24 protein-coding genes are annotated in these 18,149 nt (G+C 34.3%); 6 read left to right on the forward strand and 18 right to left on the reverse strand.

Going from position 1 to position 18,149, the window contains the following annotated elements; genetic code table 11:
- The first annotated feature begins 64 nt into the window (after window positions 1-64).
- Entirely contained in the window at window positions 65-952 is an 888-nt protein-coding gene (locus J4P91_RS17910) for a DMT family transporter (protein ID WP_207995193.1), read from the forward strand.
- Between the two features lie 125 nt (window positions 953-1,077).
- On the opposite strand, the gene J4P91_RS17915 is transcribed toward J4P91_RS17910, so the two are convergent.
- The 4 genes from J4P91_RS17915 to J4P91_RS17930 form a co-directional block, all read right to left on the reverse strand.
- Window positions 1,078-1,518, reverse strand: coding sequence for a hypothetical protein (locus tag J4P91_RS17915; RefSeq protein WP_207995194.1), 441 nt, complete (start codon window positions 1,516-1,518; stop codon window positions 1,078-1,080).
- A 206-nt stretch (window positions 1,519-1,724) separates the two neighbouring features.
- Window positions 1,725-2,243, reverse strand: a complete 519-nt coding sequence (locus J4P91_RS17920; RefSeq protein ID WP_243763896.1) for a hypothetical protein — start codon at window positions 2,241-2,243, stop codon at window positions 1,725-1,727.
- A gap of 390 nt (window positions 2,244-2,633) precedes the next feature.
- Window positions 2,634-3,464 (reverse strand): pentapeptide repeat-containing protein, encoded by an 831-nt coding sequence (locus J4P91_RS17925; protein WP_207995234.1) that lies wholly within the window; start codon window positions 3,462-3,464, stop codon window positions 2,634-2,636.
- A gap of 133 nt (window positions 3,465-3,597) precedes the next feature.
- Window positions 3,598-4,458 carry a LysR family transcriptional regulator gene (locus J4P91_RS17930; protein WP_207995195.1) on the reverse strand — a complete coding sequence of 287 codons (861 nt, stop codon included), beginning with the start codon at window positions 4,456-4,458 and terminating at the stop codon, window positions 3,598-3,600.
- Window positions 4,459-4,585: 127 nt separating this feature from the next.
- On the opposite strand from J4P91_RS17930, the gene J4P91_RS17935 reads away from it, so the two are divergent.
- From J4P91_RS17935 to J4P91_RS17945, 3 genes are all read left to right on the forward strand, one after another.
- Window positions 4,586-5,146 carry a cysteine hydrolase family protein gene (locus J4P91_RS17935; RefSeq protein ID WP_207995196.1) on the forward strand — a complete coding sequence of 187 codons (561 nt, stop codon included), beginning with the start codon at window positions 4,586-4,588 and terminating at the stop codon, window positions 5,144-5,146.
- A 164-nt stretch (window positions 5,147-5,310) separates the two neighbouring features.
- Window positions 5,311-5,493: a DUF1272 domain-containing protein gene (locus J4P91_RS17940; protein ID WP_207995197.1), complete on the forward strand. Its 183-nt coding sequence runs from the start codon at window positions 5,311-5,313 to the stop codon at window positions 5,491-5,493.
- A 71-nt stretch (window positions 5,494-5,564) separates the two neighbouring features.
- A complete protein-coding gene (locus J4P91_RS17945) occupies window positions 5,565-6,575 on the forward strand; it encodes an IS1595 family transposase (protein ID WP_207995198.1) in 1,011 nt (336 codons plus the stop codon).
- A 40-nt stretch (window positions 6,576-6,615) separates the two neighbouring features.
- Here the strand turns inward: J4P91_RS17945 and J4P91_RS17950 are convergent, their stop codons facing one another.
- The 5 genes from J4P91_RS17950 to J4P91_RS17970 all read right to left on the reverse strand — a co-directional run bounded on the left by J4P91_RS17950 (window position 6,616) and on the right by J4P91_RS17970 (window position 10,402).
- The gene (locus tag J4P91_RS17950) at window positions 6,616-7,038 is read right to left on the reverse strand and encodes a SpoIIAA family protein (RefSeq protein ID WP_243763903.1); all 423 of its coding nucleotides are present in this window, start codon (window positions 7,036-7,038) and stop codon (window positions 6,616-6,618) included.
- 114 nt (window positions 7,039-7,152) lie between these two features.
- The gene (locus J4P91_RS17955; RefSeq protein ID WP_207995200.1) at window positions 7,153-7,722 is read right to left on the reverse strand and encodes an SGNH/GDSL hydrolase family protein; all 570 of its coding nucleotides are present in this window, start codon (window positions 7,720-7,722) and stop codon (window positions 7,153-7,155) included.
- A gap of 15 nt (window positions 7,723-7,737) precedes the next feature.
- Window positions 7,738-8,562 (reverse strand): MBL fold metallo-hydrolase, encoded by an 825-nt coding sequence (locus J4P91_RS17960; protein WP_207995201.1) that lies wholly within the window; start codon window positions 8,560-8,562, stop codon window positions 7,738-7,740.
- Between the two features lie 44 nt (window positions 8,563-8,606).
- Entirely contained in the window at window positions 8,607-9,455 is an 849-nt protein-coding gene (locus tag J4P91_RS17965; RefSeq protein ID WP_207995202.1) for a phosphotransferase, read from the reverse strand.
- A 197-nt stretch (window positions 9,456-9,652) separates the two neighbouring features.
- Window positions 9,653-10,402, reverse strand: coding sequence for a Nif3-like dinuclear metal center hexameric protein (locus J4P91_RS17970; RefSeq protein WP_207995203.1), 750 nt, complete (start codon window positions 10,400-10,402; stop codon window positions 9,653-9,655).
- 177 nt (window positions 10,403-10,579) lie between these two features.
- On the opposite strand from J4P91_RS17970, the gene J4P91_RS17975 reads away from it, so the two are divergent.
- Window positions 10,580-10,789 carry a hypothetical protein gene (locus J4P91_RS17975; protein WP_207995204.1) on the forward strand — a complete coding sequence of 70 codons (210 nt, stop codon included), beginning with the start codon at window positions 10,580-10,582 and terminating at the stop codon, window positions 10,787-10,789.
- Between the two features lie 27 nt (window positions 10,790-10,816).
- Here the strand turns inward: J4P91_RS17975 and J4P91_RS17980 are convergent, their stop codons facing one another.
- From J4P91_RS17980 to J4P91_RS18000, 5 genes are all read right to left on the reverse strand, one after another.
- Window positions 10,817-11,716 (reverse strand): PhzF family phenazine biosynthesis protein, encoded by a 900-nt coding sequence (locus J4P91_RS17980; protein WP_207995205.1) that lies wholly within the window; start codon window positions 11,714-11,716, stop codon window positions 10,817-10,819.
- Window positions 11,717-11,733: 17 nt separating this feature from the next.
- Window positions 11,734-12,501: a GNAT family N-acetyltransferase gene (locus J4P91_RS17985; protein WP_207995206.1), complete on the reverse strand. Its 768-nt coding sequence runs from the start codon at window positions 12,499-12,501 to the stop codon at window positions 11,734-11,736.
- Window positions 12,502-12,531: 30 nt separating this feature from the next.
- On the reverse strand, window positions 12,532-12,708 hold the full coding sequence (locus J4P91_RS17990) for a hypothetical protein (protein WP_207995239.1): 177 nt from the start codon (window positions 12,706-12,708) through the stop codon (window positions 12,532-12,534).
- A 173-nt stretch (window positions 12,709-12,881) separates the two neighbouring features.
- Window positions 12,882-14,390, reverse strand: coding sequence for a class I adenylate-forming enzyme family protein (locus tag J4P91_RS17995; protein WP_207995207.1), 1,509 nt, complete (start codon window positions 14,388-14,390; stop codon window positions 12,882-12,884).
- A 137-nt stretch (window positions 14,391-14,527) separates the two neighbouring features.
- A complete protein-coding gene (locus tag J4P91_RS18000; protein ID WP_207995208.1) occupies window positions 14,528-15,058 on the reverse strand; it encodes an NAD(P)H-dependent oxidoreductase in 531 nt (176 codons plus the stop codon).
- 130 nt (window positions 15,059-15,188) lie between these two features.
- Here J4P91_RS18000 and J4P91_RS18005 point away from each other — a divergent pair, with 130 nt between their 5' ends.
- Window positions 15,189-15,521 (forward strand): winged helix-turn-helix transcriptional regulator, encoded by a 333-nt coding sequence (locus J4P91_RS18005; RefSeq protein WP_207995209.1) that lies wholly within the window; start codon window positions 15,189-15,191, stop codon window positions 15,519-15,521.
- A gap of 187 nt (window positions 15,522-15,708) precedes the next feature.
- On the opposite strand, the gene J4P91_RS18010 is transcribed toward J4P91_RS18005, so the two are convergent.
- The 4 genes from J4P91_RS18010 to J4P91_RS18025 form a co-directional block, all read right to left on the reverse strand.
- A complete protein-coding gene (locus tag J4P91_RS18010; RefSeq protein ID WP_207995210.1) occupies window positions 15,709-16,080 on the reverse strand; it encodes an ATP synthase subunit I in 372 nt (123 codons plus the stop codon).
- 427 nt (window positions 16,081-16,507) lie between these two features.
- The gene (locus J4P91_RS18015) at window positions 16,508-16,996 is read right to left on the reverse strand and encodes a DedA family protein (RefSeq protein ID WP_207995211.1); all 489 of its coding nucleotides are present in this window, start codon (window positions 16,994-16,996) and stop codon (window positions 16,508-16,510) included.
- Window positions 16,987-17,520, reverse strand: coding sequence for a CDP-diacylglycerol--serine O-phosphatidyltransferase (gene pssA / locus J4P91_RS18020; RefSeq protein WP_207995212.1), 534 nt, complete (start codon window positions 17,518-17,520; stop codon window positions 16,987-16,989). The genes J4P91_RS18015 and pssA overlap by 10 nt, the downstream gene beginning before the upstream one ends.
- Window positions 17,521-17,631: 111 nt before the next feature.
- Complete coding sequence (locus J4P91_RS18025) at window positions 17,632-18,087, reverse strand: MarR family winged helix-turn-helix transcriptional regulator (RefSeq protein WP_207995213.1); 456 nt, start codon at window positions 18,085-18,087, stop codon at window positions 17,632-17,634.
- Between the last annotated feature and the right edge of the window lie 62 nt (window positions 18,088-18,149).

The following is an 18,149-nucleotide window of genomic DNA, read 5'->3' on the forward strand; positions in this document are numbered from 1 at the left end:
AAAAAAATATGCCTCGTCTTAGGATTTTTATTTTAATCCTACAAATTGACGGAGGTATTTCACAATGAAACAAACAATTTTAGGTGCTATATGTTTATCACTTGCAGCAAGCATTTGGGGTGGTATGTACGTCGTCAGTAAATATGTTCTGGATTTTGTTCCCCCACTTACACTTGTCTGGCTCCGCTTTATCATCGCTTTTTTCGTTCTATATATGATCTTGAAAATAACAGAACGAAAAAATAAAAAGAAAATCCATATTCATAAACGAGACTGGTTACTTTTTGCCTGGATAGGGTTCATTGGCTACTTCATTTCAATCACATGCCAATTTATTGGGACGAAATTATCAGATGCTCACACAGGCTCTTTAGTTACATCGGCCACACCAGCATTTATGGTCGTATTTGCTGCTTTAATTTTGAAAGAAAAGCTAACTGCTCGTAGAATACTCTCTACCATCTTAGCTACAATAGGCGTCATTACTGTTATTGGATGGGATATAGAAGTTGGATCGTATTTTATCGGAACAATCATTTTAGTTGGGGCTGCTATTACATGGGCGTTACTATCTATTTATGTAAAAATTGCATCTAGCCGTTTTTCATCCTTAGTCATTACAACGTACGCAATATTCTTTTCGTTATTTTTCATTACACCTTGTATGATTTGGGAATTACAATCAAGTCCAATTGGAAACTTAAACGCAACTATCATTTTAGGTATTCTATATTTAGGAATCATCTCCACTGCAGGTGCTTTTTTTCTTTGGAATAAAGGCTTGGAGTTAATGGATGCTAGCATCGGGTCATTGTTTTTCTTTTTTCAACCTATTGTTGGCTCATTATTAGGATGTTTACTTTTAAATGAAACATTAAATAGCAATTTCTTTATTGGCGGTATCCTTATTATATTTAGCGTAGTGATAACTACACTTGAAAAGAAAGGCTAACAATAGCAAAAAACACAGGCTGTAAAAAACTCCAGCCTGTGTTTTTATTTTCTATTATACTCTGTTAAATAATGATTGAAAGTATATATGCCCTGTTTTGATGTCCACTTCTTTAAAATCCTTATTTAAGCATACCAAGCATCGTCAGTGAATTTATTCCATTCTAATGTAAAGTTGTTTGCTTTAAGTTTGATACTGCAAAATTGTTTTGTTTTCCAATCAGTGCCGAACATTTCAAAAATAAAATTATTTCCAATTGAACTTTGGCTAAATGTTAAAAACTCCATTTCTTCCAATTCAACTATTGGGATTTCCTTATCTATTCCATCATCAAAATGGATAATAGATTTAATCATTGTTACACCTTTAAAAGTAAGTTTGCATCTATCCGTTGCCTTTGCACCTTTATAAGGATTGAGAGGATGAATTTTGGAAATATAAACGAATTCAAATTCAAAAATGACTATATCTTTTTCAACCTTTATTTCTTCAACGCAGCAATCGTGAAAATCTAAGTAGTCAAAATAATAATTTGTGGTTTTATATTTCCAAGAATTCAAATTCATTCTATTTAACACTCCTCAATTAGAAATTACGATAAATGAATAATCTAGGTTTATCTTGGAGGAATTTTGTTTATTCATGAATGGACATCAGCTCCAATTTAAAATATTAAATAATAATATTGATATCTAACGAAAAAAAAAGGGTCCGCTCAGCCCTTTCCTGGTTTCTACTTCAACTACCCTATGCTTTAATCGAAGTAGCCTTTTCATTCATTATCCCATTTAGTAATTGCATAATAAATTTCTTTTGGATTGGGGTCGTGTTCCAAATATCCTCCATAACGGCAAACTAGAACACCATAACTAAAATCTGGACTAATAATCCATAGATCATCATTGTTAATACATTGCCATAGAACGCTAAAGTTCTCTATTACCCATTTTCCGTTAACAAGAAATATTGGACTGTCATCTATCCCCAAAAATAAATAAATTAATTTTTCTTCCATATCTATCCCTTGCACATACTGAATAACCTCTTGTTTCCAACTAAATTCTTTTCTGAAATTACTATAATTAATTACAAAATCCCCTTTATGTAATTCAAAGTTCCATTTCTCATGAACCTTATTAAGAATTGTTTCTAATTCTGGAGATGTGATTACATCACTTTTTTCTATAACAGTGGACATATCTTTTGGTAGTAAACTCATTAATTTATATTTCCCGCTCTTTTGGTTAGCTATTTTTAACTTTTGTTTTAAACGCATCTTTCGTTCATCCATAATCGCACCCCGTTACTGTTAATCACATTATATCTTCATGTGAACGCCCCCCTCCTTAACACTCTTATGAGTTGTTTGAAGAAGGAGCGTCCTTTTTCATAGAGCGTTGCTGCTTGGGGTTTCCAAGCAGTCTTATATACTCTCCACAGGCGTCGTTTATACTGTTTGGACACACCTTTGCCCTACAGTTTCAAACTTCAATCGTTCTCATAATTGATTTTCGAAAGACTGGCTCATCTGCTGAATAACCGCAATAGAATTCATGAAAAATCTTTTAACGTAATTTCAAGTTATCCAAACATATGTTTATCAAATATCAACAAAGTTAATGAACATAGTCTTCTATCAGAAAAATATTACATATATTCATATTTGCAGATTACCTTTTTCTCAAGCAGACCAATGTGCAGGACAAGAAAGTAAACTTGGTAATTTTGTATTAGCATCTCCTCTCGCTGCATTAACCTGAACTTGAGTCAGAAAAATACTATCGGTAAGATTTGCTCCTCTAAGATCAGCATCTCGTAAATCAGCTCCGATAAGGTCAGCTGCTCGCAAATCGGCGTCTCTAAGATCAGCTGCGATTAGGTATGCTCCTCTTAAATTAGCACCAGTGAGATCTGCCCTTCTAAGCTTTGCCCCCATAAGGTTTGCTCCTCGATGATTAATCCTTTTATTTTTTTTCGAACTCTTATACTTGTGACGTGACTCCGTCCATACTAGTTCGCTTGTCTTTAAAAGAAGTTCATTTACATACGCTCGGTGTGATGGAACGTTTACATCTATCAGCAAATCTGGGCTAAGCTCAGAAAGTCGTTCCGTCTCTTCAATTGCGTCACAAATTTCCTTATGAATCGTACGTGTCGCTTTTAACGCTAAAGCTTCATTCAAATACCAAAGCATCTCATGAAGCTGATGCATAATTGGAAAAACAGCGTACATTGTCTTCGCATGCTTAGAATCTTTACGCCAGTCGACCCCTTCAAAGGTTACTTGAGAAACCTTTTGCCCTGCGCCAAAACATTCAAATACAGTACACCCTTTAAAACCCTTCTGCCTAAGATTTTGATGAATACTACAACGAAAATCCGATTGTAGATTGGAACACGGCTTACCAGCCTCTTTATTAACTGCAAAATCTGCCGAAGCTGCAAAAGGTAATGCAACGCAGCACAAACCAAAACAATTCTCACAATCAGCTCGTAAACTGTTAAAACTCATATTATTTATTAAATTCAATTCTTGATAATTCTCCACTAAAACATATCCCCCTGTTACTGTATTACTTATTCAATTTTATATAAATAAGTATTAAAAAGAAATAATTTAATATAAAAGAATAACTTCCAAACAATTACAAAGAAGTTCCTGTAAATACCTTAAAGAGTACTTTACCAATCCTTTCATTTCGTGCAATCAAGTATATCGCTCTTTGTTTTTGAAAATCCTGAATGGGTAAAGAACAGAGCGGCAAATGCTCAATACGCTCTGAAATCGTTCGTGGAACAATTGTAATCCCTGCCCCTGCAGCAACCATGCCAAGAATAAAGTCTCGGAACGATACTTCAGAACTAATATTAGGCTCTGCTTCCAACCTTTCAAACTCTTCCATGATCGCTCTTCGAATATCGCAGCCGATTGGATACATAACTAAATGCTCTGATAATAGCTCTTTTATGGTTACATTTTCTCTTTTACTAAGCGGATGTGTCTTTTGAAAAACTACATCATATGGTTCCACAAACAACTGCCTATTCCAAAGTTTTTTTGGTACCCACTTTTCATCTACTAAACCTACATCTAATTTCCCTGATAAAATATCTTCCATAATCTCTTTAGACATATCATATACTTTAGTTTCTAAATTCATATTCTCACTTTGGCTTCCAACAAGTTTTTCCGGAAGATAGAATGCCGCAAGACTAGGTAGTAAACCTAACATTACATGTACAGATTCTCCCATGTCTTTCATTTCTTGTCTGATGCCGTCCCATTCTTTAATGAATGGAATTATTCTTTTTTGAAAATACATACCAGCCTCTGTTAATTCTATACCTTGTGGAGATCTACTTAATAATTCCACTTCTAATTCAGCTTCTAATTTCTTTATCTGCTTACTTACTGCAGGTTGTGTCATATGAAAATGCTTTGCTACTTTTGAAAAACTTTTATACTCTGAGCAAAGTAAAAAACAACGTAACCACTCAATTTCCATCCTCTTTATCTCCTTGTTCAAACTTTTTGTTATACCCTTCAAAAACACTGGAAATTCTCTACTTTTACAATAATTGATATCATTACCATATGGTAAAATAAATCATTTTTGAAAAGGGGATTAACAAATGAATCGATTACCTAAAAATGCTGCACTTATTCTAGTTGATATTCAAAAAGGATTCGATGATTCTTATTGGGGACAACGCAATAATATACATGCTGAAACAAACATGGAGCTTATATTACAAACATGGAGGAAAACAAATCGTCCTGTAATCCATGTACAGCACATCTCAAATAAAGAAGATCACCCATTAAGAAAAGAAAGCAGCGGAAGTGAATTTAAAGACTTTGCTACTCCACTTCTAAATGAACCAGTATTTCAAAAAAATGTGAATAGCGCTTTTATCGGAACCAATTTAGAATCATATTTACGAGAACACAATTATGAAACTGCCGTCATTATCGGTTTAACAACGGACTATTGCGTATCCACTTCAGTGCGTATGGCTGGTAATTTAGGTTTTTCAACTTATGTCGTTTCAGATGCGACAGCTACATTTGGTAGAATCTCATATGATGGAAATTATCATCATGCAGAAGATATCCATGAGTTTGCATTAGTAAGTCTTCATGAAATGTTTGCTACTGTTTTAACAACCGATAAACTTATAGATTTAGTTTAGATCCGACATCATGAATTGACTAAGAATCACTTTATAATGAAAATATTGTATTTCGTTTCAAACGCTACGTTAACTCCCAAATATACTTTCATTTGAAAAAGACATACTCTCCAACCTATATTATCATTAAATTATAAACATTCATACAAGTAGGAGGAAATTATATGGCATTAGAAATGAAAACAAACTGTCAAACTTGCAGCACTTCACTTCAAACGGATTCAGAAGCTTATATTTGTACTTACGAATGTACATTTTGTGCACCGTGCACAGAAAAAACACATCATGTTTGTCCAAACTGCGGTGGTGAATTAGTGCGTCGGCCGAAAAAGAAGGCTCTTTTCTGAAATATTGTTGCTATTAGAGAGCCTGTGATATAATAGACCCAGAACGTTTGTTTGCAGGGAGCTGACTCACAATGAACTGGCAATCTGTATACGGCGATTTTAGTGATTTAACAAAGTCTGAGCAACATTCATTATTTCAGGCTATTAGAGATACGTTATTTCCAGAGCCAAAAGATGATATTGCTAATATGGTTGGAGAAATTCGGGAAGTTCGTTTTAGCAATGGTTTGTCTTGTATTCACTGTGGAAGTGTCGGCATCAAACGAAATGGAAAGTATCGTTCCCGTCAAAGATATTTATGTAAGGACTGCGGGAAGACATTTAATGACATGACCGCCAGCCCTATTTCAGGAACACATCACCCTCATAAATGGCTGAAATACTTTCATATGATGGTTGAAGGCGTTACACTGCCTAAAATTGCAGAAGAATTAGAAATCCATATTTCAACTGCTTTCTATTGGCGGCATAAGATATTAAACGCCTTGCGTTCTCTTGGGTTTGCGAAGCTAAGAGGTATCATTGAAAGTGATGAAACTTACTTTCTGGAAAGCGATAAAGGTAAGAAAGACGTAACTCATCGTAAACCCCGAAAGCGAGGAGGGAAAGCGAAGAAGCGTGGTATCAGTTCAGAACAAATAAGTATTGTTGTTGCTCATGACCGTAATGGTAACGTATTATCCAAAATGGCTGGGCGTGGACGAATCACTGCTGATGAAATCGACCAATCTCTTGATGGATTCCTTGATGAAGAAATTGTACTTTGTTCAGATTCAGCCACTAATTATAAAGCATTCGCAAAAAAGAAAGGCATACCACATGAGATTTTAAATGCCCATAAGGGCGTTCGTATAAAGAAAGGTGTTTTTCATATCCAACACGTTAATGCCTATCACCAGCGGTTAAAGAAATGGATGGAACGCTTTAATGGTGTGGCTACGAAGTATATAGACAACTATTTGTTTTGGTTTCGTTTTTTAGAATTGCACAAGCAATTGGACAAGAATCTGCGAAGAAAAACAATGGCGTTGGAAGCTTGTAAGCAAGTGAATTTTATGACAACGGCAACATTACGGGCATAAAAAAACCAGTTGATTGAGAGCAACTGGTTCAATAAAGGTTTTATATTGGATATTCATTCAACCAAATTAATGCTTGTTCATAATCATCAAAAAATTTTACGGATTCTTTTGTATTGGATTGTTGTAAATAATTCATTATCTCCCCTTCTTCAAGGAGAAACGCAATTGCCTTGCTGTGATTCAAAATGGTTTCATTGAAGAATTTATCTTTCCATGCTTTTTGAACAGAAAAATGATCTGGTGTGTATCCTTTTCTATCCACCAACAATTTGTATTTCCGACCCTCGGAAATGAATTGCTGACAAACCTGCTCGAAGCCATTAAACCATTCATAAACATCATCTGTTTTAATCTTGCCAATTAGATGGGTAACAATTAAATCTCCTGAAACTGTTGTGCTGATATTCTGTTTACTCAACTTGGAATCATCTCCCTTAGTTACAATTATGCGTAAAAATCTCATAAAATCAATAAGGATAAAATTCTTACGCAATAAAGCAACATTATTTACGAAAAGAGCCAAAAAGAAACAATAAAAGAAAAGCTATCACTAGCTTTTCTTTTTTCTTTACAACGTTTATTTTAAAATCTCTTTTAACTTCTCTCCAATTAATGCTGCTAAATATTCATAGCCAACAGCACTAAAATGCAGTCCATCACGTTCTTCATTTTCTACAAACTTCTTATAATCTAATTCTTGAATCATACAGGAATGTAAATCAAGAAAATGACTTCCTGTTTGTTCTGCCACTTCTTCCACTACTTTTGCATACTGCAATAATACTTCATTTGTTCTTGCGTGCTGTCTTTCCTCATCCACTGGTGCTGGACTAATTAGCAGCACCTTTTCTGGTGAGATTTTTTTCACAATCTCAATTAAATTTTCTTTATATTCTTGTTGTGATACTTGTTTATGAAACGCCGCATCATTTGCACCAAAAAAGACTGTTACAAATGTCGGTTCATAAGATAAGACATCTTCTTCTATTCTTCTTAAAGCATCGAACGTATTATCACCAGGAACCCCTGCATTTTCTACTTTCCAATCAGAAAACAAGTTTTGTAAACGCGGTGTTAATCTAGACTCGCCATTCCAGAATGTTTCCTCAGCTGTAATACTGTCACCAAAGCATACTAATGTATTCATTTCTGTTTCTCCTTTTTATGTATGAAATAATTTCTCTTCTAATGCAGCAATATAGCGCTGTGCCGAACGCTGAACAGCCTCATTTGCATCATCTTTTACTACTCGGTAAAAAGCATTGTATAAACGATTAAAAGGCAGTGACTTTACTCTTTTAGCCATTTCTTCAACCTTATTTGCTGGTAACGGAATTAAATTTGGATAGCTGTACATAAAGCTCACCCACTGCTGATCCGCTACAACTTGAATAATGTCCCCTGTTAATAAAATCCCTTTTCCTTCATTCCCTTGTGACCAGTGTAAAACAGAACCACCTTTAAAATGTCCACCTAAACGGTGTATAGCTAATCCATCAGCTAATTGCAATGATTCTCCTGACCAAAAAACAATGTGTTTACTTGGACGCATGACCCACTCTTTATCATCTTCATGTATATATATTGGTACATTGAATCTTTCTGCCCATTCTACTTGAGTAGAATAATAGTGTGGATGAGATAATGCAATTGCATCCAATCCTCCTAGTTCTTTTACTTTCTCAATCGTGGTTTCATCGAGATACGTAATACAATCCCTCAACAAGTTATACGATTCTGTTTTTACCAAATAAGTTGTTTGACCAATCGCAAATTCTGGTTTTGTTGTCATGCTATATAGCCCTGTCTCTTCTTCAATGATTTCATTTTTATATGTATTACTCTCTTGTAAATCCTCGAGTGTTGTCCAAGCTTGGCCTTTCGGATTAATATACTGTCTCTCCTCATTACAAATCACACAATTCGTTGGTTCTTCTATACTCGCTGCATATTGTACGCCGCATGTTGTACAAACAAAGTTTTTCATAACATTTCTCCTATCCTCATTTATTTTCTATTAAACTTTCATCGTTAACGAATTTGATTCATCCAATAGCCCCAAGCTTTTAAATAAGCTGCTAAATCCTCTGGATGATGTCTCAAACAAGCATCTAACCTGCAATATAAAACAATTGCGACTTCTTCATATAAAATGTTTCTCGCTCTATTACGAAATATACTCTTTTCTACTATCTCGTCTATCATTTCCCTAGTTAAATCTTCTGGTGTAGAGCAAAATGCATAAATAAGATCATATATCGGGTCTCCCAATACTGGCAAAGGATCAATCACACCATATAATTTATGTTCTTTACGTATAAAATTGTGAAATCCACAATCTCCATGTAATAAATATGGTTGATTACTATGTGCTGTTCTATTTGGACTATGTACCAATTCATGAACAGTATGAAAGGCTTCTTCTGTTATATAGATTTTTAAATTCTCATAGGCCTCCATCACTCTTCTTAAAAGAAAATGCTGCCACGAGTCTACCGGGTCTTCTTTCCATCCCCATTGATCCATTTTCATAGCTGGTTTATATTTATTTATCACTTCCTGTACAAGTGTACAAAGAATATCTTTTTTATTCTCAGCATGATAACTTGTGGAACCAGGGATAAATGAATAGACCATATATCTATTGAGCGGGTCTACATACATAAGCTTAGGAAATATACTTTCATCTTCATAAAAGTTGAGAAAATACACTTCTTCTTCAATAACTTTTGGTTTATTCAACTTTACAACACACTGCTCATTTCCTTCTATAAGATATAACCTACTCATAGTACCGCCAGTTAACGCCTTGTAATTTATAGGAGAATCAGCAATCACTTCATTTGTAACCAATTGCTCAATCACTTTCGAAATATCCATGTCTCTTCTCCTCATTCTATAAATGAAACAACTTTATTTGTATTTGACAAATACAAGAAAAACCCTTTAAGAATCTCTATATTATAGAAAATTAATTCTTATTCTTCTGAAACCAATAATGTGGCCACTCAGATTTCATTCCTCTATCGCTTTACCTTTAACTCTCATAATTCGCGTATATCGTTTTCATTCTCCCTTCACTCCAAATGTTCTTCATATAACCTAGTAATTTCTAATGCCCCGTCTAGCTCTTTTAATTTACGTGCTAAACTCTCTACCCCAAATACTTCTGTAAACGTATGACTACCGACAATGAGGTTTATTCCTTTAAACTTCGCATATTGAACTGTATATAACGTTTTCTCTCCCGTTATATATGTATCGCAATCTTTTTCTAATGCTCTTCGTATAATAGTTGTATTGTTCCCAGCTCCAGTTAAAATCGCTACTCGCTTTACCGGGTGATTGTGATTCTTCCATGCTTTTACCTTTTCCTCTAATCTCTCTTCAACTCGTTCCACTAACTCAGAAAACAAAATAGGAGATTCATATTCGCCAATCCCTGGAAGTTCTTCCTCCTCATACGAAGAATATTCGAGCATTTTATCAATTTCAATTTCGTTAAATAATGAAGTGCAAGTTCCGAATTCCACAAAATCTAAAGGTAAGTGTATCCAAAAATGATTCATTTCATATTCTTTTAATTTCTCAATACATGCTTCTTCCATACCGAACAAGAAACTCCACGGCGCATGATGCGTAATAATCATATCTACTTGATTCAAATTCGCTTCTTCGATTGTTTCCAATGTTAGATTCGTTGTATACCCTATTTTATGGAATTCGTCTTTACTAATGTTTGTGAACCCATATTCACCCTCTCCATATTTGTGCAGATGTTCCCCAAACAGCATTTCAATTGTTTTTTTTAACTCCACTACATTCATTTCCATTCTCCTTTTGACACTGCTTTTCCTTATACATATTTTATTTTCATGTCATGAAAACCTGCTTGAAATTAGAAGTATAAAACAATGAACCTTACTCGTATTCCCGCCAACTTTTAATTTTGCTAAATACGGGCATGCTATAAAAAATACATGTACATATAGGAGGTTCTATATATGAAGCACGATTTTTTACAAGCCGTACACGAAGCCATTGGTAATGTCAAACATATTCACATTGAAGAAACTGGAGCAGATAGTTTATTAATTCATCATGATGATGTACATCAGTTAGAACAAGTTGCTGAAACGTTAGAAAATAAAAATTTCCATTCTGTAATGAGACAAAACGGAAATGCCTCTTTTATTGAAGTTTTAAACAGATAAAAAAGTTCGGTTATATACTGAACTTTTTTAAATCGAAATTTGAAATTCTTTTACATACACAGCAGTTCCAGAAATCTCAATTTGTAGCGAATCATCTTTCTTGTCTCTTTTCACATAAACAGCGATCCGACCATCCTTATTCATTTCTTGTCCTTGTTCAATAAGAAATGTCATTTCACTATCAAAATCTTGCCTCAAAAATTCAGCATAGTAAGCCCCCATTACACCAGAAGCAGTTCCGGTCACTGGATCTTCTATCGTCCCAGAATAAGGTGATGAAAAATGACGCCCATGCATATGCGCTTTCTCATCATACGTTTCTAAACAAAGAGGATGAATGGACGCCGTTGGTATTTCTTTTAGAATAGATGGAAACTTCTCAGTATTTGGTATCATTCTTTGACAAGCATCCAACGTTTTAATTGGAACTAGTAAAGTCCAAATCCCAGTACTTCCATACATAATTGGCAGCGTTTCATCTAAATCCTTTTCATGAAGTCCAATGCTATGAACTAAATCTTCAATGGAACCATCAAACTTTTGAAACTTTGGTGCCACTTGTCTCATCCTAACAAAGGATTCTCCATTCTCATCTACATTTATATGTACTGGTAATACTCCTGCTTTCGTTTCTATTGTGAGATCTCTCTTCCCTTTCAATAGTCCCCTTTCATGAAGCGCATAAATCGTTCCCACTGTCGCATGTCCACAAAGATTCATTTCATGTCCTGGTGTAAAATAACGGATCCTTACATCAGCTACATTGGAAGGAAGCACAAAAGACGTTTCGTTAAATCCTACTTTTTTTGCTATAAGCTGCATTTTATCATCTGTTAATCCTTCTGCATCTATTACAAGACCAGCAGGATTTCCCATATTTGGTTTATTACTGAATGAATCATAATGGAAAACTTTCACTTTCTTCATTTTCTCATCTCCTGAATCTATTTGAAATTTTTACAATACAATTCCGTTTCTGCCCTTTTAGAACAGCCGTTTTTCCAAAAAACCTTTTGCATCTTTTCATTTGTCATATGGGTACTTCCTATATAATAGGTAGCCCCCCTTTGCTTTAACAAATGTAAAGATTGAAGATAGATATGGGTACTAATTCCGTTTCCACGTTCCTCCGGCAATAGTCCGAAATAAAATAATCGCCCCTCCTCTTTCGTGCCAGGTTCAATATGAGGAATAGATATTCCGATTGGTTGCTCCTTATCATAAAAAGCAATACATGATTTTTCCCATCCCTCACCTAATTCTGCTTGTATAGTGTAAAAATGTTCATTGATATGAAGAATGGATGATTGATTATCCGAACCTGACATACATCGCTCCCAAAGCGACTTAAATTCCGCTTCCGACAACGTCCCTTCATCTATAGAGCGAAAATCATACAGTTTTTCTAGAGTTACGATATCCGAGAGTTTGCGAAACACCTCTATTTTTGCTGCATAAAGCTGAAAATCAAATTCACGTAACACTTTTGCACTCGGAGTATAACTGTTGAATCTTTTATCTAGTAAAATGCTTGCTCTTTTTACATTCCAACTTGAACAAACCTCTACGAATCTTTTTATCTTCTCTTTATAATGTTGAGAATTATACAATACATCTTCTTCCGTTTCTTCAATTGTTATTGCAGTTGGTAAACCATTTAATACTTTTTTCGAGGGACCAAATATATTTTGAACGGTTGTAAGATCATACATTGCGTTCACCTTTCTATACAAAAATTGAAATTACCAATCTAACTCTCCTAAAGATGGATCAATGAATTTACCTGAAACTTCATGATGCGTATCTATTATCCAATTGTATATGTAGTATGCTCCTTCCCCCCAACTGTTATAGTCATCTTCCTGAAAAAGACGAATAATAAGTCGTTCCGTCTCTATTTGTAACAATGACTTTCTCAATGTTTATCTCTTCCTCCATATTCAATGCTATAAATTCTATTTCCGAAGAAATATTATTTATTATTAGAATTTTCTTTATTATTTTAATCAAATTATAAAATTTAGTAAATCAATACAATCTCGGAATAAACAAAAGTCCAGTTATGCACAAAACATAACTGGACTTATTATTTTTATTTTATTAAAACACCACTTTTCAACTCTCTCTTTAATACTTTACCTAACGCATTTTTCGGTAAACTCTCAACAAACATGACTTGTGGTATTTTATAGCTTGCTAATTTTTGTTTACAGTACTGAATAACCTCTTCCTCTGTTAATGTTGTTTTTATATCTTTAACGATATATGCCCTTGGAATCTCTCCCCAAAATTCATCAGTGATTCCTACCACAGCGACTTCCAATACACCATGTATTTCATGGATCACTTCTTCTACTTGATCAGGATACACATTATCACCGCCGTGTACAATAACATCTTTATATCTTCCCATTATATATAAGAAGCCATCTTCATCTATCATGCCGGCATCTCCCATATAAAACCAACTATCCTTCAAGACTTTTTTTGTCGCCTTTTCATTATTCCAATAGCCTTTAAACATATATGGACTTCTGACAAGAATTTCTCCAACTTCCTTTTCAGGTAATTCGTCACCTGTGTCGGGGTCAATAATTTTTATTTCTACATTCTTAATCGGCTTTCCTACAGAAGACATTTTTTCTTTCCCCATGTCTAGTCGCCACGAGCTAACAACCCATCCTTCTGTACTTCCGTAACCTTGAACCATAAATATTCCTTTTTCTGCATAGCGCTGTATAAGACTCTCAGATACTTTTGTTCCACCACTCTGTGCTACTTTGAAAGAAGAAATATTACGTTCTTTTTTATTTAGCTCATCCAACATATAACTATATACAGCCGGGAATGCAAGCATCGTTGTAATGTTCTCTTTCTCAATCGTATCCCAAATAAGAGCAGGATCAGAATCAGAAAGGAAAATCATCGTAATACCATGATAAATACAATTCAATATAGAAAGAACACCGCTCATATGGAAAAGCGGATGTACAGAAAGAAAACGTTGTCCCGCTGGAATTTTCTGTTGCCCTGCAATTTCAGTAAAATAGTTATGTAAATTTTTATGACCAATTACACATGCTTTCGCATTTCCTGTTGTTCCAGAAGTAAATAAAAAGATGGCATCATCCTCTTCATGAACAGCTACAGCTGGTTCATTTTTAGAATGTTTTTGTAACAATCGTTCAAATGACGATGCCACATCCATCTGGTGTCCAGTCTCTATTGTCATTAGAATCTCTTTTACTGCATCAATTTTAGATAATACTGCTTTAAACTCAGTATCATAGAATAACATTTTTAATTTTGCTTCTTGTATAATCGTTTCTAATTCATAAGAAGTAAGCTGATGGTTAAATGGGATAAGTATTGCACCAATTTTTAAGCTTGCCATCATAATTGTCGGGAATGGATGATTATTCTTACACAAAATTCCTATACGATCTCCCTTTTGAATACCTAGCTCTAATAAGAAATGTGCCAATTGATTTACTCGCTCATTATACTCTTTAAACGAATATCTTTTCCCACCTCCAACAAGTGCCTCTCTATTGGCTGATTGTTTTGCTCTTTTTTGTAAAAGTTGTTGCATTGTGCTCAAGAAAAACGCCCCTTTTTCATTTTTAGAATTTTATTTTACTACATTAACTATTAATTTACTAAAGATTAAACTTGATAAAATTTATTTTTTAAATAAAAATACCCCGATACCTATAAAAGGATCGGGATATTTTTAAATCATATATAGAGATTACTTTTATTCATAATATATTTTACATACTCGGCTGCACTTCTTTCGATTTCTTCATCCTTTAGTTGGTATTCTGCTCCATACAACGTAAATGTTGGTATGAATTTCATCCCCGTATATAGACAAGTCGCTTGGAATGGTTTTGTTAGTTCTTTCATTGTAAACCCATCCTTATACTGAGTTTCTAATCCACCTATAGAAATGGCCAAACCAAATTCTTTATTACGTACTTTATCTCCTGTAGAACCATACGCAAAACCGTACGTTAACACATCATCAAACCACTTTTTTAATAATGGTGGTGAACTATACCAATAGAACGGAAATTGAAATATGTAACGATCGTGTTCTAATAATAACCTTTGTTCATACTCAATATCGAATTCCCAATTAGGTGCTGCTTTATATAATTCATGTACTGTTATCTCATTCGAATATTTCTCTAATTCTTCTTTCCATCTTTTATTAATCTGTGACTCTTCAATATTAGGATGTGCTACAATTACAAGTGTTTTCATAAATTCCCTTCCCCCTTATAAATAAATGAAATCCTTTAGTATTAGTATGTATTAGTTACATATAATTGAAAAGTACGTACTTTCAGGTACTATAGGAACCTCAAAGTACCTATGGAGGTGTAATACGGAGATGAATCAGAATCATAACCCTATCGCTACTACCCTTGAAGTCATCGGAGGAAAATGGAAGAGTAGTATTTTATGTGTTCTCATGGAGGACAAGAAACGGACACACGAACTGAAACGTGCGATTCCAGATATTACACAAAAAGTTCTGACACAACAATTACGCCAACTTGAAGCTGATGGGATTATCCATCGTACTGTATATCAAGAAGTTCCACCAAGGGTTGAATACACAATAAGTGAATATGGAAAATCTTTAATTCAAATTATGAATGAACTGTGCGAATGGGGAAAAGATCATCAAGTCAAAAATTCAATAAAACAAAAGAACCCTTAATTGGGTTCTTTTCTATCACTATTTAATTATCTATTTTACTATTAATAAATCTAATGTATGTGAAAGTAAACTTTTATCTCCTATCAGATAAAAATAGCCACAATCTGTTTATAAAAAGATTGTGGTTACTTTGAGTGGACCCAAAAAAAGGAATCGTTGCTGTGCCCCAAAAAGGTTTTATGCTAATCTATTTCTTCGCATCTTTCATGCTATAATATCCTAAATTAATCACAATTAAGAAATAACCACCCATAATTCCGGCAGCAAATGTCCACATGAACTTATGGTGTTCAATCTCATACATAATAATCGCACCGAGTATCGCTGCTGCAAACCGATTAATCATACCCAGCATCGGTGCTTTTTCTTTTTTTACAATGCTATCTCCAAACTTTTCAATACGCCTTCCTAAAATCCAAACACAATACATACTAACAAGCAAGCCAATGCTTGCACCTAAAAAATGGGATGAAAAAGGCGTCATAACCCATCCTAATAACATCGCGCCTAGCAAATAATACATTTGTATTTTAAATGCTCTTAGTGCCATACGAATCATGCTATGCTCCTTTACCTTTCTCATTGTATTTACATATTATCAAACTACATCTGCTACTATCAAAATTTAAAAACATATATATCCCTATTGCTTTTCTAATATATATAAGTCACGTAAAATAAAGAACTGACCGCTTCTGTCCAACGCCGGATGCTCTCTTCCACAAAAAAAAGTATGGTTTTATGTCGGCTTTTTATTTTATATTTATATTCAATAACATGGGATTTTCTGTACAAAACAACATTTTATCCCTTAACGTACAGGTAATCAGTTAAATTGCGTCTAAAATGTGTCTTAACGTACAATTTTTCACTTTTGATAACGTGACCCCTAAAATGAGATAACCGCAAAACATTGTCAAAACTGTCTTGAATCATTTTAGAGTTAACTTTTCCAGTTAGAATCTTTTCGATAATTCATCCCCTTCTTATTTATGGATAATTCCTATACCCCTGCCGATAGTAATAAAAATGAAGCACCATAAAAATGCGCCGATAGCAGCGAACGAAATATAAGTTTTCAACTTCATTTTGCTAACCCCCGAAAGGTAACAGGTTATATGTCTGACGACTGGAATGAAATACCCAAAAATAAGAGAATAGGGTCCATATTTCTCCATCCATTTTGCAACTTTGTTCATTCTCTTTTCCTTCAAACCACTCCATTTTCCATATTTATCAATAAAAGGACGCCCTGCCTTTTTGCCGATCATGTAACTAATCAGCATACCCAATAACGCTCCTGCAAAACTGACTAAAATGGCAAGCTCATAATTCAAGACATTAATATTCGTAAAGTAACCTACGATTGTCATCATGACTTCATCAGGGATTGGTAGTCCTATAATTCCAAGAACAAGCATCAAAAAAATAGCGAGGTAACCATAGTCTGCTATAACCTGCTGCACTAATTCCATCTTTCAGACTCCAATTTTTCTGACATATGTTTTTTTAAATGGGGAAATTTTATTTTGCTCACCATTAAATAAGACAGTACGCATGTGCCAAGGGCCAGAAGAATTGGATTATTCAAAAAGCATAAAATGACGAGACACATTGCCGCAAATGGAATTGGCATTCCGATAAACGTCGGGAGCTTGCTTTGTTGAACATTAAATCTAGCAAGCCGAAGCATTCCACAAATACTGTAAGCCAGTGCACATAGTATCCCGATAGACTGCAGATCTTTTAAAGCGACACTATATGCAAGTATAGACGGAGCTACACCAAAGGTAACTAAATCCGCAAATGAGTCTAATTCTCCACCTATTTCCGAAACAGAATCAAGTTTCCGAGCGATCATGCCATCAAAAAGATCAAATAACATACCTGTAATAATAAAAATTACTCCAAAATGAATATCGTGAACTAAAACTGAGTAAATAGCCAGAAGTCCACAGATAAAATTTGCTATCGTAATAATACTTGGTATATAACTCACAACGTGCTTTCCCCCTTTCAACTAACTAAGTTATGTTTCAAAAAAGCTAATTAAAACTCAGTGAACATATGCAACTTTTCTAATAAAAATCGCTTCATAGAGACTTTATTGCTATTTGGGCTCAATGGTCTTCTTTTTTTCTTCCAGTATAATTTGATTTATTTTAATTAAGGTATCGGTCATTTGCTGCAAGGCTTCGATATCAATTTTAGAGAAGTATTTCTCAATAAGTAAATCATCTAGCTGAGACAACCGTTCTATATACTTGCTACCGTTAGGACCAAGTGTAAGGAAATACTCACGTTTATTGTTAGGATTTACGTGTTTCGAAATCATATTATGTTTTTCTAATTTAGATAAAACTTGGCTGACAGCACTTTTGGATATATTAAAGGTGGTCGCAATGTTGTTCGCTGTAGTATTTTTATTTAAATTAATATAGAATAGCATGCTCTCTTGCTGCCCTGTAAGACCGAACTCATCCTTTAACTCCTGAGATAGTAAAATGTAGAACTCATTGTAGGCTCGATTCATTTCGTTAATTACTTCTTTATAAGACCTAGTCATAGTATTCTTCCTCCAATCATTCTGTTATTGCATTGTGCGCCGTTTTTTCGTTTTGATATAAT

The sequence above is a fragment of the Bacillus sp. XF8 genome, from assembly GCF_017498755.1.
Lineage (GTDB): Bacteria > Bacillota > Bacilli > Bacillales > Bacillaceae_G > Bacillus_A > Bacillus_A bingmayongensis.

Excerpts from the sequence above, each read along its gene's own strand:
- J4P91_RS17910 (WP_207995193.1), top strand. The coding sequence starts at position 65 with ATGAAACAAACAATTTTAGGTGCTATATGTTTATCACTTGCAGCAAGC.
- J4P91_RS17915 (WP_207995194.1), bottom strand. The coding sequence starts at position 1,518 with ATGAATTTGAATTCTTGGAAATATAAAACCACAAATTATTATTTTGAC.
- J4P91_RS17920 (WP_243763896.1), bottom strand. The coding sequence starts at position 2,243 with ATGGATGAACGAAAGATGCGTTTAAAACAAAAGTTAAAAATAGCTAAC.
- J4P91_RS17925 (WP_207995234.1), bottom strand. The coding sequence starts at position 3,464 with ATGAGTTTTAACAGTTTACGAGCTGATTGTGAGAATTGTTTTGGTTTG.
- J4P91_RS17930 (WP_207995195.1), bottom strand. The coding sequence starts at position 4,458 with ATGGAAATTGAGTGGTTACGTTGTTTTTTACTTTGCTCAGAGTATAAA.
- J4P91_RS17935 (WP_207995196.1), top strand. The coding sequence starts at position 4,586 with ATGAATCGATTACCTAAAAATGCTGCACTTATTCTAGTTGATATTCAA.
- J4P91_RS17940 (WP_207995197.1), top strand. The coding sequence starts at position 5,311 with ATGGCATTAGAAATGAAAACAAACTGTCAAACTTGCAGCACTTCACTT.
- J4P91_RS17945 (WP_207995198.1), top strand. The coding sequence starts at position 5,565 with ATGAACTGGCAATCTGTATACGGCGATTTTAGTGATTTAACAAAGTCT.
- J4P91_RS17950 (WP_243763903.1), bottom strand. The coding sequence starts at position 7,038 with ATGAGATTTTTACGCATAATTGTAACTAAGGGAGATGATTCCAAGTTG.
- J4P91_RS17955 (WP_207995200.1), bottom strand. The coding sequence starts at position 7,722 with ATGAATACATTAGTATGCTTTGGTGACAGTATTACAGCTGAGGAAACA.
- J4P91_RS17960 (WP_207995201.1), bottom strand. The coding sequence starts at position 8,562 with ATGAAAAACTTTGTTTGTACAACATGCGGCGTACAATATGCAGCGAGT.
- J4P91_RS17965 (WP_207995202.1), bottom strand. The coding sequence starts at position 9,455 with ATGGATATTTCGAAAGTGATTGAGCAATTGGTTACAAATGAAGTGATT.
- J4P91_RS17970 (WP_207995203.1), bottom strand. The coding sequence starts at position 10,402 with ATGAATGTAGTGGAGTTAAAAAAAACAATTGAAATGCTGTTTGGGGAA.
- J4P91_RS17975 (WP_207995204.1), top strand. The coding sequence starts at position 10,580 with ATGAAGCACGATTTTTTACAAGCCGTACACGAAGCCATTGGTAATGTC.
- J4P91_RS17980 (WP_207995205.1), bottom strand. The coding sequence starts at position 11,716 with ATGAAGAAAGTGAAAGTTTTCCATTATGATTCATTCAGTAATAAACCA.
- J4P91_RS17985 (WP_207995206.1), bottom strand. The coding sequence starts at position 12,501 with ATGTATGATCTTACAACCGTTCAAAATATATTTGGTCCCTCGAAAAAA.
- J4P91_RS18000 (WP_207995208.1), bottom strand. The coding sequence starts at position 15,058 with ATGAAAACACTTGTAATTGTAGCACATCCTAATATTGAAGAGTCACAG.
- J4P91_RS18005 (WP_207995209.1), top strand. The coding sequence starts at position 15,189 with ATGAATCAGAATCATAACCCTATCGCTACTACCCTTGAAGTCATCGGA.
- J4P91_RS18010 (WP_207995210.1), bottom strand. The coding sequence starts at position 16,080 with ATGATTCGTATGGCACTAAGAGCATTTAAAATACAAATGTATTATTTG.
- J4P91_RS18015 (WP_207995211.1), bottom strand. The coding sequence starts at position 16,996 with ATGGAATTAGTGCAGCAGGTTATAGCAGACTATGGTTACCTCGCTATT.
- J4P91_RS18025 (WP_207995213.1), bottom strand. The coding sequence starts at position 18,087 with ATGACTAGGTCTTATAAAGAAGTAATTAACGAAATGAATCGAGCCTAC.